13 protein-coding genes are annotated in these 14,733 nt (G+C 45.5%); 6 read left to right on the top strand and 7 right to left on the bottom strand.

What is annotated here, in order from left to right:
- The first annotated feature begins 93 nt into the window (after nt 1-93).
- Together K5677_RS10400 and K5677_RS10395 are read left to right on the top strand one after the other, a co-directional pair.
- Nucleotides 94-1,023: an AEC family transporter gene (locus K5677_RS10400; RefSeq protein WP_296727663.1), complete on the top strand. Its 930-nt coding sequence runs from the start codon at nt 94-96 to the stop codon at nt 1,021-1,023.
- 235 nt (nt 1,024-1,258) lie between these two features.
- On the top strand, nt 1,259-2,479 hold the full coding sequence (locus tag K5677_RS10395; protein WP_028515831.1) for a helix-turn-helix domain-containing protein: 1,221 nt from the start codon (nt 1,259-1,261) through the stop codon (nt 2,477-2,479).
- Between the two features lie 79 nt (nt 2,480-2,558).
- Here K5677_RS10395 and K5677_RS10390 read toward each other — a convergent pair whose 3' ends face one another.
- Nucleotides 2,559-3,068, bottom strand: a complete 510-nt coding sequence (locus K5677_RS10390; protein ID WP_296727661.1) for a VanZ family protein — start codon at nt 3,066-3,068, stop codon at nt 2,559-2,561.
- Nucleotides 3,069-3,251: 183 nt separating this feature from the next.
- On the opposite strand from K5677_RS10390, the gene K5677_RS10385 reads away from it, so the two are divergent.
- From K5677_RS10385 to K5677_RS10370, 4 genes are all read left to right on the top strand, one after another.
- Nucleotides 3,252-4,562 (top strand): hypothetical protein, encoded by a 1,311-nt coding sequence (locus K5677_RS10385; RefSeq protein WP_296727660.1) that lies wholly within the window; start codon nt 3,252-3,254, stop codon nt 4,560-4,562.
- Nucleotides 4,563-4,776: 214 nt separating this feature from the next.
- Nucleotides 4,777-6,300: a xylulokinase gene (gene xylB, locus K5677_RS10380; RefSeq protein ID WP_296727658.1), complete on the top strand. Its 1,524-nt coding sequence runs from the start codon at nt 4,777-4,779 to the stop codon at nt 6,298-6,300.
- A 58-nt stretch (nt 6,301-6,358) separates the two neighbouring features.
- Nucleotides 6,359-8,419: an N-6 DNA methylase gene (locus K5677_RS10375; protein WP_296727657.1), complete on the top strand. Its 2,061-nt coding sequence runs from the start codon at nt 6,359-6,361 to the stop codon at nt 8,417-8,419.
- Between the two features lie 63 nt (nt 8,420-8,482).
- Nucleotides 8,483-9,025: a flavodoxin family protein gene (locus K5677_RS10370; protein ID WP_296727654.1), complete on the top strand. Its 543-nt coding sequence runs from the start codon at nt 8,483-8,485 to the stop codon at nt 9,023-9,025.
- Nucleotides 9,026-9,042: 17 nt separating this feature from the next.
- Here the strand turns inward: K5677_RS10370 and K5677_RS10365 are convergent, their stop codons facing one another.
- The 6 genes from K5677_RS10365 to K5677_RS10340 all read right to left on the bottom strand — a co-directional run bounded on the left by K5677_RS10365 (nt 9,043) and on the right by K5677_RS10340 (nt 14,670).
- Nucleotides 9,043-9,372, bottom strand: coding sequence for a hypothetical protein (locus tag K5677_RS10365; RefSeq protein WP_296727651.1), 330 nt, complete (start codon nt 9,370-9,372; stop codon nt 9,043-9,045).
- Between the two features lie 18 nt (nt 9,373-9,390).
- Nucleotides 9,391-10,254 (bottom strand): class II fructose-1,6-bisphosphate aldolase, encoded by an 864-nt coding sequence (gene fba / locus K5677_RS10360; protein ID WP_296727649.1) that lies wholly within the window; start codon nt 10,252-10,254, stop codon nt 9,391-9,393.
- Between the two features lie 222 nt (nt 10,255-10,476).
- Nucleotides 10,477-11,829, bottom strand: coding sequence for a UDP-N-acetylmuramoyl-L-alanine--D-glutamate ligase (gene murD / locus K5677_RS10355; protein WP_296727646.1), 1,353 nt, complete (start codon nt 11,827-11,829; stop codon nt 10,477-10,479).
- On the bottom strand, nt 11,826-13,208 hold the full coding sequence (locus K5677_RS10350) for a hypothetical protein (protein WP_296727644.1): 1,383 nt from the start codon (nt 13,206-13,208) through the stop codon (nt 11,826-11,828). The genes murD and K5677_RS10350 overlap by 4 nt, the downstream gene beginning before the upstream one ends.
- Before the next feature lie 20 nt (nt 13,209-13,228).
- Nucleotides 13,229-13,618 (bottom strand): metal-dependent transcriptional regulator, encoded by a 390-nt coding sequence (locus tag K5677_RS10345; protein ID WP_296727641.1) that lies wholly within the window; start codon nt 13,616-13,618, stop codon nt 13,229-13,231.
- A gap of 278 nt (nt 13,619-13,896) precedes the next feature.
- A complete protein-coding gene (locus tag K5677_RS10340) occupies nt 13,897-14,670 on the bottom strand; it encodes a M23 family metallopeptidase (protein ID WP_296727638.1) in 774 nt (257 codons plus the stop codon).
- Nucleotides 14,671-14,733 lie beyond the last annotated feature (63 nt).

Raw genomic sequence — 14,733 nt, 5'->3', positions numbered from 1 at the left:
TTTTTATTGACTATTTCCGCAATATATGGTAAAATAATTTGGTTACTGTTCAGAAGTTGATTAAGAGATAATGTATAGAAAGATGGAGTGATGATGGCTTCAACCATATTGTATAAGACAGTGATAATGCTCATACTAATCGGAGTAGGTGTTATCTGTGCAAAGACGAGGCTCATAAGTGAGGCTTCAAATAAAGACCTGTCAAAATTCGTATTGCAGGTAGTCAACCCTGCTGTGATCTTTATGTCATATCAGACGGAATACCGCGCAGAGCTCGTGAAAAACCTGCTGCTTACATTTGTTATATCCGCGGCAGCGCTTGGTGCGGTGATACTGCTTTCATACGGACTTGTCCGCGGAAAGCAGGGCAGAGAAACGGAGATAGAGCGCTTTTCGGCGGTGTATTCAAACTGCGGCTTCATGGGTATCCCCCTTGTGGACGCTATCTACCACGAGGAGGGAGTATTCTACCTGACAGCCTTTATAACTGTGTTCAATCTTGTAGTGTGGACTCACGGAGTTATCCTTATTTCAGGACAAAAGGACTTCAAGCAGGTGATAAAGGTGTTCTATTCGCCTACGATAATAGCGATAGTCCTCGGACTTATCACATTTTTCCTGCAAATCAAGCTCCCCTCGGCACTGGCAGATTCCCTCGGCTTTATCAAGGAGCTGAATACTCCTATGGCGATGATAGTATCCGGAGTTACCATTGCAGGCACAAATATCCCGAAAATGCTGAAAAACTACAGGATATACTATGTCTGCCTGCTAAAGCTGCTGATGATCCCTGTACTGATAGCGGTTCCGCTTGTGCTGCTCGGCGGCATAGAAGAAAAGGTACGCATGACGATCCTCATTGCTTCGGCAGCTCCTCCTGCGGCAATGTGTACTCTCCTCAGTATAAGATACGGACGAAATTCAGTGTATGCTTCTGAGATTTTTACGGCCGGAACTATACTCTCTGTTGTTACTTTACCACTTGTAGTTAAAGCTACGGAATATTTAACAAAAATACTATAAGTACTTTGGCCAAAACGCTGATTTTATAAAATTTTGCCCTAAAATGTTTGAAATTTAATAATAGTGTGTTATAATATAATTACGTTAAAAGAGATTGACTTTACAATAAAAAGAAAAAATTATACGGGCAGTTATAACGAAAATGACTGCTCAAAAGGCCTGCGGGGATATGCAGTTTGTACATAGTGGACTTCGTTCCAAACACTGAATTTTGAAGAAATGGAGTTGTTGTTGTATGGAAAAAAGAGGAATCAGTAAACTCGACCTGAAAAGAAGAAACAGGATGCAGATTCTCAGAGTCATCAGAGAGTCAGGTCCCATATCACGTGTTGATGTGGCAAGCGCTCTCGAAATAACCAGAGCTGCCGTAACTATCATAACCAATGAAATGATAGAGGAGGGTGTGCTCGTTGAGATAGGCGAAGCTCCTGTAAACACAGAAAAGCTCCAGAAAGGCAGAAGAAAAATTCTCATCGACATCAACGTAAACAGCCGTTTTGCTCTTGGTGCAACAGTTGATGAAAAGGAAGTAAGCATAGGCCTTACAAACCTTAATTCCGAGGTCCTTGACAAGGCAAGCATGGTCATAGATGACAGGACCACCAGCAAGGATATTATCAATTATATTATCAAGACCAGCAACGAAATGGTTGAAAACAGCGCACTTACCAAGGATAAGATACTTGGACTGGGCGTTGGTGTTGTGCCTTCCATGTGGGGCAAGCTCAAGATATTCTATAAGGACGGAGTTCTCGATTTTACAAACTTCATAGATAAGCTGTCGGGCGGCCTTAACTTTGAGATACACTGCGGCAATGCTATCGGACTTATGGCGCTTGCAAGCAATGATTTCAGAACTCTCAACGGCTATCAGACCAATCAGGCATTCATTCATAACGGCAACCAGGTCAATCTCGCAATCATCAACAAGAACGAGCTTTCTGCCGATTATGTATCCTATACCTCAACTATTGAGAGATATATTGTTTGTCCTAACGGAAAGTCCTATGAGGGCTATCCTAACGGCTCCGTAAAGGCTGAGCTTTCCAGAACAGCTATGCTCAATGCTTTCTATGAGATATATTCCAAGGACAAGACACCTGTTCTCTATGAGCTCACAGAGGGCGACAAGAACGCTATCAACACAGATAACGTATTCATGGCTCTTATGAGAGGTGAGGAGGCTGTAAAGAACGTTGTTGACGATATTATCGCCAAGTACACAGTGCTTATCAACAATCTGGCTATCAGCCATTTTGCAAAGAAGATAGTTCTTCACAATTTCAAGCTCAACGAGAAGCAGTTTGACTACTGCAAGCGTGAGATGATACGCCTTGTAAGCGAAGAGATCGCTGACAGAGTAGTACTCAGCAGATTAGACGGAAAGAACAATTTCCTCGGCGGCTGTGCTCTGATAATTCAGGATAACTTCTATGTAAGAGGCGGAATGCAGTAAGGTATGTAATAAATCCCCTGAGAAGCTTAGCTTCTCAGGGGATTTTTCAGATTTATTGCATTAGCCGAAAAAAACATTATTACTCCTTGTTTTTGCGGCGCTTACGGACAAATAGCGCAATTATCCCCATGAATATCAGTGATATACACATACCCACGGTGACTCCGCCTGTATCTATCATCATATCGCGTAATTCGCAGGAACGCCCGGGGATAAAGTGCTGGTGAAATTCGTCGGACATGGCATAAATAAAGCCAAAGCCGATAACTCCAAGACTTTTTGCGGAAAAAAGCCTGCGTCTGCCTGCTGTTACCGACGCACAGAAGCCTAATGAGGCATAAATGCTGAAATGAGCCAGCTTTCTTACTATAAACGATGCCTTGCTCCATAATTCCTTTTGAACTTCCGGTGGCTCGCTGTCATAATTGCTGTAGAGTATCTTTACGGCGACCTTTGTGAGAAAACTGCTTGTATCAGAGGACCTTTCCGCGTCCTGATGAGAAAGACAGAAGATAGTACACATTATCGCTATTGTAAATATCAGGAACAGTACCTGTGTTTTGTTTAGTTTCGGGAGTTTTACTGCCATTTTACCTATCCTTTCAGATTTTGCTCTGCCATATAATTATACAATTTTTGCGGAGTTTTGTAAAGCATAAGTTTTTTCGGAAAAAATTTCAAAAAAACCTTGTAAAATCGGAATGAAAATGATATAATATACTGTGTGCGACTATGGCACATTTTATATATAGATCAAATTTCGGAGGCAACAATGAGTAAATTTTTTGCAAATGTCTGGACAAAGCGAGTAGTTGCCCTGCTCAGCGTAGTCTATATGCTGTTTGTATGCAGGCTCTGCTATTTTTCAATATTCTACGATATGCACATCAATGACCGTGTTTCCACCTGCCTTGCGGTTTCGGGAGTATCTCTTGCGGCACTGATAATCATGCTTTATACCCGTCATCAGATACTGACTCGAATAGCCAGCTTCATCATACTGCCTGCCATGCTTCCCGTGGTACTGCTGTACTTTGGCGAGTGGGGGCTTATAATCCCCATAATTGTCGTGGGAATAATCATACTTTTGCTCTCGGGCGCAGGTGAAGGAGTTAAGACTGCTCTTGCAACTATAATCCTTCTGCTTTATATATTCGGAGCTCTCGGCTACTTCCTGTTCACATCTTTCTTCGTAGCCGCTGTAAAGGAGCAGGTCGTTGAAACAGGTGTATCACCGTCGGGTACATACCGCTACAGGGTGGTGAATACCGAGGATACCTCAAAGGGCAGCACAGCTGTTTATGTTGAGCCTAATTATGCCGATATCAAGAATACCTTTGCTACATTTACCCTTAAAAATCAGGAGCACGTTGTATATATAGAGCGCCCTGTTCAGAGCAAGGTAGAGATAAAATGGGAAACACAGCAAAGACAGGAGATAACCGATCACCTCAACTCAATATCCGACGAGATAGAGGTCACTGTTACCGACGCAGAGCTTAAAAAGCTTGGATATACCTACGATAATAAGCTCATGCTCACAAATCTTTCCGCAAGCCGTAAGTTCGCTTTAGGACTTACCGCTTCAGATGTTGATCCTGTTCCGCTGGATAATCTTAATCAGGAGCAGCTTGACTTCTTCGGCATAGGCAAGGATCCGAACGGAAGATACTATATTGCTAATCCTTCACCTCTTGTTGTGGAGAAGAACGGAACAGAGCCCGGCGAGAGGATATACTTTAACGAGATCAAGCCAAAGGCACTCAAGCTTTATAATAACTTGAATGTTGATCCGCCTACCGGAATAACATACTTCAATGTTGCAAAGAACCATACAGTAATGCTGAACAGCCTTACAGATGCTCAGCTTGCTGATCTTGGAATATCTCAAAGCGGCGATGTTATGCTGCTTTCGTCCTCTGAAATGGTCGTTGCAGAAGAGGACAAGGAAAAAGAGGACGCAGAGCCTACCGTTGAGGTAGTAACTGCGGAGAACAAGGTAGTGTTCCGCTATTATGTAGCAGAGCTCGAGGACTACTATGACGTTGATTCAAGACGTTTGTCCGTTGACCTTCTTAACTAAGAACAATATAAGGACGCTGTGAGCGGTCATCTGAATACTGACAGTTCACGGCGTTTTCATTTAAGTATATGCATAAGTCCGCAAAAGAAGCGCAGTATGTAAAAAAATGAGCAAAAAACGTCTTGCAAAAATTGCTTATTTAAGATATTATAAAATTACAGAATAACAATTCAGGTAAGATAGCCTGCAAAATATTCAAAAGGAGTTGTAAATTATGGCATATTTAATAGGTGTAGACTGTGGTACAAGCGGTACTAAGACAGTTCTTTTTGACGAAAAGGGTAGCGTTATCGCTTCAAAGACTATCGAATATCCTATGTATCAGCCAAAGAACGGCTATGCAGAGCAGGAGCCTGCTGACTGGGCAAATGCAATGGTCGAGACTATCAAGGCTGTTATGGCTAAGAGCGGCGTTAAGAAAGAGGACGTGAAGGGTATCGGTATCTCGGGTCAGATGCACGGTCTGGTAATGCTTGACAAGGAGAACAATGTGCTTCGCCGTTCTATAATCTGGTGCGATCAGAGAACTGCCGCTGAGGTAGAGGAAATGAACCGCATCGTAGGCAGAGATAAGCTTGTTGAAATTACAGCAAACCCGGCTCTTACAGGCTGGACAGCTGCTAAGATACTCTGGGTAAAGAACAACGAGCCTGAGGTTTATTCAAAGGTTGCTCATATCCTTCTTCCTAAGGACTACCTCAGACTTATCCTTACAGGCGAGTATGCTACAGAGGTTTCAGATGCTTCTGGTATGCAGCTCCTTGACGTACCTAACCGCAAGTGGTCTGATGAGCTTCTCAGCGCCTTTGAGATAGACAAGAGCTGGCTGGGCAAGGTGTATGAGAGCTGCGAGGTAACAGGCACGCTTACAAAGAAAATGGCTGAGGCACTTGGACTATGCGAGGGTACGATAGTAGTAGGCGGCGCAGGCGACAATGCAGCAGCAGCTGTCGGTACAGGCGTTGTCGAGGACGGAAAGGCTTTCACAACTATCGGTACATCTGGAGTTGTATTCGCTCATACTTCAAATATATCGATCGATAAGAAGGGCAGAGTTCATACCTGCTGTGCGGCAGTTCCAAATACATGGCACGTTATGGGCGTTACACAGGGCGCAGGTCTCTCACTGAAGTGGTTCAGAGATAACTTCTGCATGACAGAAAAGGAGACTGCAAAGCTCATGGGTGTTGATGAGTACTACCTCATGGACAAGCAGGCTGAGACAGTTCCTGTAGGCGCAAACAGACTTCTTTATCTCCCATACCTCATGGGCGAGAGAACTCCTCATCTTGATCCTGACGCAAGAGGCGTGTTCTTTGGACTTTCAGCTATCCACACAAGAAAGGATATGCTCCGTGCTGTTATGGAGGGCGTAACCTATTCACTGCGCGACTGCGTTGAGGTGTTCCGCGAGATGAACGTAAACGTAAGCGACATGATGGCTTGCGGCGGCGGCGGTTCATCACCGCTCTGGAGAAGTATGCTGGCTGATCTTTACAACTGCAATGTTAAGACGGTTGCATCTAAGGAAGGTCCTGCACTTGGCGTGGCTATTCTTGCAAGCGTAGGTGCCGGCATTTACAGCAGCGTATCAGAGGCTTGCGGAGCTATAATCAAGACCGATAAGGTTCAGGCACCACAGGCTGAAAACGTTCCCGAGTATGAGAAGTACTATCAGCTCTACAGAGAGATATATCCTGCACTCAAGGCTCAGTATGCTAAGCTTGCATCACTTTAATAATTAAATGAAAAAGGCGGACTTTATGGTCCGCCTTTGGAAATTGTGGGGTGAAGATTTGGAGAATTCACAGCTAAAAAAATTCGCTGCAAAACAGCGTGAATTGTTGCTGGCTCAGAGCGATGAGCGGTCAGTATATTCAGGCTTTATGAGATTATGTGCAGTTGCTTATGTGGACAGAGAGGCATTTGTCCAGCTCTGTTCTGCGCCCTCGGAGCGCCCCTGTGCACTTTTCGCGGAAAAGTGCAGGCAGCTCGCTGAAAAATATGGTGGTATATTCAGTCTGTATGGCGAGCTGCCCGTTCCGCCGCTGCTTTTAGCAGACGGTGGAACGGCAGGGGCGCTCCGAGGGCTTCCGCAGAAAATATGGGACGAGCCTGATATATTGGGAAGGCTCCACCAATACTTCAACGAGCCCTATAGAAGCGAGATAGCAGTAGGCTTGAAGCACAGCAAGCGGCTGAGTTCGGACAAAATTGCGGCGGCAACGCAGCTTTTTACACCCGAGTGGGTAGTGAAGTATATGCTTCAGAATACCCTCGGCAGATATCTGCATGAGCATGGCTTCGCAATTGATAATGGAGAGCTGGAATTCAGCGACGTAAAGGCAAAAAAACAGCAAATCTCTCCCGAAGATATAACAATTATTGATCCCTGTATGGGCAGCGGAAATGTGATGCTGTACGCTTTTGATATGCTTATGGAGCTTTACCGTTGTCTCGGATATTCGGATAATATTGCGGCTGAGAAGATACTCAGCCATAATCTTTACGGGCTGGAACTTGACGAGCGCGCCTGTGCTGTGGCTGAGACCGTTCTTCGGCTGAAAGCAGCAAAGTACGGCGCTTTTGTTAAGCCGCAGGTCTATGATTTTTCGGGAATAAGCAATACCGCAGGCTCACTCCTGAGTGGTGATGAGCTGAGCTTAGGAAGTAAAAAGGCAGCAATAATCGCTCAGCTTCTCAGGAAAAAGTACACCATTATTGCAACTAATCCGCCATATCTTGGGAAAGCGGCGATGAACGCCGAATTATCGGCTTTTGTGCAGAAGAATTTTGCGGATTACAGTGCTGATCTTTTTTCCGTTTTTGTAGCGAGATGTATGGATATGATAGAAGGAAATGGTTATTTTGGCTTCCTTACGCCGACTACGTGGCTTTTTCTTCAATCCTATGAAAAGCTCCGCCGACGTATCTACAGTGATTGTACGCTGCAAACAATGATACATTTTGAGTATTCGGCATTTGAAGACGCAACAGTACCGCTTTGTTCCTTCACCATGCAGCAGGGACATCACGGCGAGAACGGAATATATCTTAGACTTACGGATTTTAAGGGAGACATGGAATATCAGCTTCAAAAGGTGAAGGAGGCTCTGAGTGATGAGAAGAGCTCCTATCGCTTTGAAGCCTCAGCCGAGGATTTCTGCACTATTCCCTCGGCTCCGGCAGCATATTGGCTCGGAAAGGCTATGTTCCGAGCTTTTGACTATATTACCCTCGGCGAGCTGGTACCGGTCCGTGAGGGAGTAATCACGGGAGATAATGACCGATTCCTGCGGCGGTGGTTTGAAGTTTCATCAGATAAGATCGCATTTTCGGGAAGTCAAAAAGAAAAATGGTATCTGCTGAATAAGGGCGGTGAGTATCGAAAATGGTACGGCAACCGTGAATTTGTCATCAATTGGGAAAATGAAGGCTCTGAGATAAAGGATTTCCGAGACGAAAATGGGAAACTACGCTCCAGACCGCAGGGACTTGCCTATAATTTCCGCCCATCTGTCAGCTGGTCTCAGATAACCAGCGGAGCCCTTTCAGTTCGGTATTTCAATGAAAATTTCATGTTCAATGTTGCCGGAACAAGTGCATTTCCGGATAATGAGCGGCAGCTTAAACTGCTTCTTGGACTTTTAAACAGCAAGGCTGCTGCGGAATTTGCACGAGTTCTCAACCCTACAATGAATATGAATCCAGGTGATCTTGCAAGGCTGCCTGTGCCTGATTTTCCTGAAGATACCGCTGAGATCGAGGCTTTGACAAGCGAGAATACCGCACTCTGCCGAGAGGATTGGGACAGCTTTGAGACCTCCTATGATTTTCGCCGTCACCCTCTGATATAAGGCTTGACAGACAGTCTGAATTATGCTATAATCAGACTTATTATTTACATTGGAGGTTTTGATATGAATGCACTTGTCATTAATTGCTCTCCCGTGAAAAATGGTGCTACTGCGGAGATAGTCCATATCGTATCGGAGCGCCTTTCAGCGAAATCTGTATGCATCGACGATTATAATTTCAGTTTCTGTAAGGGCTGTCGGAGCTGTCATTCTACTGCGGAATGTGTTCAGAGCGACGATATTGACCGAATTATGGCAGAGTTTGAGGCAGCTGACATTATTGTCTGTATTTCGCCGTCCTATTGGGCTGATATTCCCGGGCAGTTCAAAGCCTTCATCGACAGATGTACTCCCTGGTGCAATACCCATGAACCCCATGCCAGCCTCAGCGGCGGTAAAAAAGGCTATGCCATAGCTCTGCGCACAGGTCCGAGCATGGGTGAGTGTCAGCGTATTATCGGTACTATCGAGCATTTCTACGGTCATCTTGATATAGTATGCTGCGGCAGTCTCGGTTTGTGCTCAATTGAATATAAAGAAGCCCTCGCGCCGCATATTTCCAAGCTTGAGGACTTCTGTGACAAAATAAAAAGCCCGAGGAACTGATCCTCGGGCAATTTTCATTATCTTTGGGGAAGGAAAGTATTAAGGGTATTTACAAATTCATAAACGTTCTTCTCGTTTCTTGATTTTGCAGTAATTTCTGTGCCAAGATTGGAAACGCTTGCAATATTTATTCCCGTTTTTCCATCAGGGAGAACTCCCAGTGCAACGTGGACCTTTTCACCCCATGTGGTAAGTGACATTCCTGTACTGAATACCACTCTGTAGGCATTTCTGTCTGCGGACTTGACCTTTAGCTTGCGCTGAGCGCCTGTTCGCATAACAGCGTCGAGGCAAGCATTTATGTCATAGTTATAAACAAAATTCTGTTCAAATCTGCCCCATGCCATAGTGATTTCCCCTTGTAATTAAGCCTTGTTTACGCTTCCGAAGAGCTCCATCTTCTCCTTGACCTTAGCCTTGATAGCCTCAACGCCCGGTGCGAGGAGCTTTCTTGGGTCGAAGCCCTTGCCCTGCTTGTCCTTACCAGCCTCAACGTAGCCTCTTGTAGCCTCAGCAAATACGAGCTGGCACTCTGTATTTACGTTGATCTTAGCAACGCCGAGAGAGATAGCCTTTGTGATCATGTCGTCAGGGATACCTGTACCGCCGTGGAGAACGAGAGGCATATCGCCAACAGTCTTGTTGATAGCCTCGAGAGTCTCAAAGCTGAGACCTTCCCAGTTTGCAGGGTATACACCGTGGATATTACCGATACCAGCTGCAAGGAAGTCAACGCCGAGATCAGCGATCTGCTTGCACTCAGCAGGATCAGCGCACTCGCCCTTACCGATAACGCCGTCCTCTTCGCCGCCGATAGCGCCTACCTCAGCCTCGATAGAAAGACCGAGATTGTGAGAAGCGTTTACGAGCTCAGTTGTCTTAGCAACGTTCTCAGCGATCGGGAAGTGTGAACCGTCGAACATGATAGAAGTGAAACCAGCCTTGATGCACTTGTAGCAAGCCTCATATGAGCCGTGGTCGAGGTGAAGTGCAACAGGAACAGTGATACCGAGAGACTTGTCCATAGCAGCAACCATAGCTGCAACAGTCTCGAAACCGCACATATACTTGCCTGCGCCCTCAGAAACACCGAGGATAACAGGAGAATTGCACTCCTGAGCTGTAAGGAGTATAGCCTTAGTCCACTCAAGGTTGTTGATATTGAACTGACCTACTGCGTATTTGCCTGCTCTTGCTTTCTGGAGCATTTCTGTAGCTGAAGTTAACATAAAAATAATTCCTCCTGAGAATTCATTTACGGGGCTCAAGACCCCATCGTTAATATTATATCATAGCTTGCAGTGAATTGCAAGAGTTTCCGTAAAATTTAGCAATAAAAGCCTTTTTGAAGCAAAATGTGCAGGTGGCGCCGTCTTCGGCGTCCCATAAATATGGGCGGATATTATCCGCCCGAAATAATTTCTAAGTTCTAAGCTCTAAGTTCTTAGCTCTTATTTCTCAGCACTCAGTTCGGCGACCAGCTTCTTGAATGCGTCGCCGCGCTCCTCGAAATTCTTGAAGATACCGTAGCTTGCCGCCGCAGGTGACATAACACAGCTCATGCCCTCGGGAGTTATCTCCGAAGCCAGCTTTACAGCTTCGTCAAGGTGTTCAGCGTAGTGGACACGCTCCTTATTCTTAAAGCCGTTACAGTCAAGTATCATATCGTAAACGCGCTTGCCCGATGTCTCCATGCAGATAACTCTTATATCGAAGCCTCCAAGGAATTCCACAAGGGGAGCGTAGTCGATACCTCTGTCCATGCCGCCGATTAGTATCGTCCCGGCATTTGGTACGCTTTGCATAGCAGAAATAGCCGTAGCACAGGCAGTTGAGATAGAATCGTCATACCAGCGTATACCGCGTACTGTATCCACATATTCAAGCCTGTGAGCGAGGGGAGAGAATGTGCAGAGAGCCTTTGTGAAATCCTCCTCACGAATAAACAGTGTGGTGATATAGTAAGCCACAGCGATATTATAGTGATTGTGAACGCCCAGAAGCTTCACCTTGTCGGTGGGGATAACGTATGGCTCAGTGCAGTGTACCATGCCGTTTTTTACATAAACGTCGGCATCGCAGTCTGTATCAGAAACTGTATAGGTATTCCATGAGATAGGTTCTGTCGGCGCAATATCCGAGTTTATGAGCAGAACGTCGTTCTCCTGCTGGTGGAGGTAGATATTCTTTTTGGCATTATAGTAGTTTTCCATAGTGCCGTAGTGGTCGAGGTGCTCCTCGTAGAGATTGAGAAAAACAGCGTATTTCGGAGAAACCGTCATATATTCAAGCTGGTGGCAGGATAGCTCACAGACGACCACGGTATCCTCTCTCATGTCCTCGGCGATGTCAAAGACAGGTATGCCTATATTTCCTGCGATATGGCAGTCAAGACCGCTTTCCTTCAGCACATGGTAAATCAGTGAGGTAACAGTGCTTTTTCCCTTAGTGCCTGTTATTCCGATTATCTGTTCGCGGAAGCACTCAAAGAATACCTGAGTTTCACAGGTTATCCGGCATTTCAGCTCAGAAGCAGGCTTTTCAAGTACGATACCCGGGCTTTTGAACACTAAATCGAAGCGTTCAAGGCAGTCCTGATAGTCTTTTCCGCAGATAAGCTCCACATTTTCGGGGATATTATCGGCATTGCGGTCAATATCATTAAGGTCTGCAATGGCGATTTTTTCGGGTGAGCAGAACTTCTCCAGAGCCTTATATGTGGACTTTCCCTCTCTGCCGAAGCCGAGAATGCAGACTGATTTTTTTTCTGTATAGTTCTTGATATATTCGCCGAATGGTATCATAAAAGGTTCTCCATTTCTTTCCTGAGTAAGGTCTTGAATTCGTCGGGGAGCAGATTCTGCTCGTTGAACGAGCCGCAGCACTCTCTGTTGAGGGCGTCTATGGTTTCGGGACAGTAAAGACCGCGGTCCTTGTATTCACTGAAAAGCAGCGGCAGCTTCTCGCCGTTCTGTTCAAGCTTGCGTATAGCCAGTGATACAGCCAGATTCACCTCACTGATGCTGCCAACGCACTCGAAAGGCTTATGCAGTGACTGACCTATAAGCTCTACGAAATATTTCATCATATTTTTGTCATTGAGCATATCCTTCCCGAATATCTTTACAAGCTCAGCCATAGTAAGGAACGGGGAGAGGATAAGGCACACGAACAGGCATTTCGGGCACTCTCCGCACCATATATCTGGAGATACCTTGCTGCCCAGATTACAGCTTCTGAAAACGCTGAGGTACTTTCGGTGAGATACGAACATCTTTGCTATCTGGAACTCTGCAAGAGGGCGCAGAAAGCTGAAATAGTACTGTCCCGTGCGGAGATACTTTTCTTCATAGTTATGGAAGTCCTGCTCGAATTCAAAGCTCTTTGAGTACTGATGATTAACTTCCTGTCCTACAACAGTGCTTTCGTTGGCACTGGATTCATTAGAGAGAACGATGTATTTCAGCTCGTTAAGATAAGCGGTTATCTCAGCTGAAAACGCAACTATAGCTGAAAATGGCGTATGACCGTTTATAAAGCCCTGATTATTGAGGTCTACCAGAGAGCGGTCAAAGTGTCGGTGTGATATGATGAGAGCATCATCATCAAGACCAGCTTTTCTGACGGTCTCGGTGATAGAGCGGCGCTTGTTTATCGAGTAGCAAAGGCACTTCATACCTGATCTTACCAGAGTTTCCAGTGTAAGAGCCGAGTCCTTTCCGCCGCCTATAGGCACAAGACAGCCTCTTGGCTCGCGGACTGTTTCCTTGAGAGAGCTGTCATATTTTCCTGTAGCTGTAATATTCACGAAGCTGTCCTGCTCTGCTGAAATGCCGTTTACATAGAACAGCTCGCCAAGTCCCATGAACCACAGCTTTTTCCACCATAGCTTCTGCTCCTCATTGAGTTCACCGCATTTTACAAGGAACTCAGGAGAGCAGGTGGCTTTCCAGTAGCTTACAGCCTCAGCCATACCCAGCGAAAAGGCAAGCCTCTCAAATGTGAGGTCACCCTTTACCGAGAAGCTCTCAGGCTTGCGGAAGCTCCAGCTCGGGCGGAATTCTGCCAGACCTGTAATGGAAAATTCGTAGCCTATCTCCACAGTATTTTTAGTTTCGTTTACATGATATGCCTTATACACAAAGGAGGGATATTTCTCCCTGAATTCTTCATATTTGCCCATTATTTCTCTCCGTTGATGACTTATTTATTCTTGGCTGCTTTTTCAAGGAGCTTTCTGTAATGCGATTTAAGCATAGCGAATGTCTCGTCGGAAATGTCGTGCTCCACCTTGCAGGCGTCCTCAGAAGCAATATCGCGGTTGACGCCGAGAAGAATGAACAGCTCGGTGAGGACGTTATGTCTGTCATAAATACGCTCGGCAACGTGTCTGCCGGCGTCTGTAAGTCTTATATGATTGTCATCATCAACAGAAACAAGTCCCTCGTCCTTCATTTTTTTAAGAATGATAGATACCGTAGGACGAGAATAGCCCAGATACGAGCAGATGTCGATGGCGTGGACATCGGGCTGCTTCTGAGATAGGATAAGGATAGTTTCAAGGTAATTTTCAACTGCTTCTGTAATAGCCATTTTAAGTCTCCTTTACAAAATAATAGGATACGCAAAAAAATATATATATAATATTATATCATGTTTTTTAGGAAATAGCAACAATCGCGGAAAAAAAGTGCGGCAGATATTTATCTCAGCGCGAAAAAGGCGGCGCGGGCTCCGCGCTTATATCATGTTTTTTAGGAAATAGCAACAATCGCGGAAAAAAAGTACAGCTGATATTTATCTCAGCGCGAAAAAGGCGCTTCTGTAAAAAAAACACTTCCGCAATTGTGGGGAAGTGTTGTAAGAATTAATTATTTAAAAACTGTCATAGGATCGACAAAGGCTCCGTTATGAGTGATCTCTATATGAAGATGCGGAGCCTCTGCACTTTCTATATCAGCAGTTTCTCCCACAGCGCCGATCACAGCTCCGCGTTCGATCGTATCGCCCTGCTGTACTGCAAGGTCAGCTCCGAGTCCGCAGTATCTTGTGATGAAGCCGTTTTTGTGATCAAGGACGACAGTCACTCCCCACAGGGGATCATTTGAAACCGAGGATATATCTCCCTTTTCTACAGCGATGACGTCCGTACCCACTTCAGCTGCGATATCTGCGCCGTTGTGAGTCTGCCAAGTTCCTGTTGTAGCGTTTTTAACAAGCTCGCCATTGCTGAAAGGCTCTATTACATTGGTAATATCATTCAGCGGAGCACAGGCATTGTCCATTCCCTTAGAAGCTTCCGATGCAGGCTGCTCGAAAAAGCTCTCAGCAACCTCAAATGGCGCATCAGCAGTTATCTCAGCTGCGGGGATAGTCTCCTTAACAGGCGGAGCAGTTACGATCGCCGATGTTATGCTGTAGGCAGGGGAAGTAACCTTTGGTATGCCTGTGACACGCTTTCCCACAGGAGTCTCAGCCGTTATGGGAGCTTTGTTTGCAGAGGGCTTGATATCGGGTATCGCGTCCCCCTGTTTATGAGCGAAAAGGCAGGCGGCTGCTACCATAACGGCGCTTATGCCAAGAGCAGCATAGAAGCTCCTTGAGCCTTTTCCGTAATGCTTGTCGGTCAGTTCGTTTTTTTTCACACTAACACCTCCGACCATATTATTGACAGGCAAACGGAAAATATACATTTTTTTCATTGCTGA

It is taken from the genome of Ruminococcus sp. (assembly GCF_024684275.1).
This window is presented reverse-complemented; position numbering and strand designations above follow the sequence as displayed.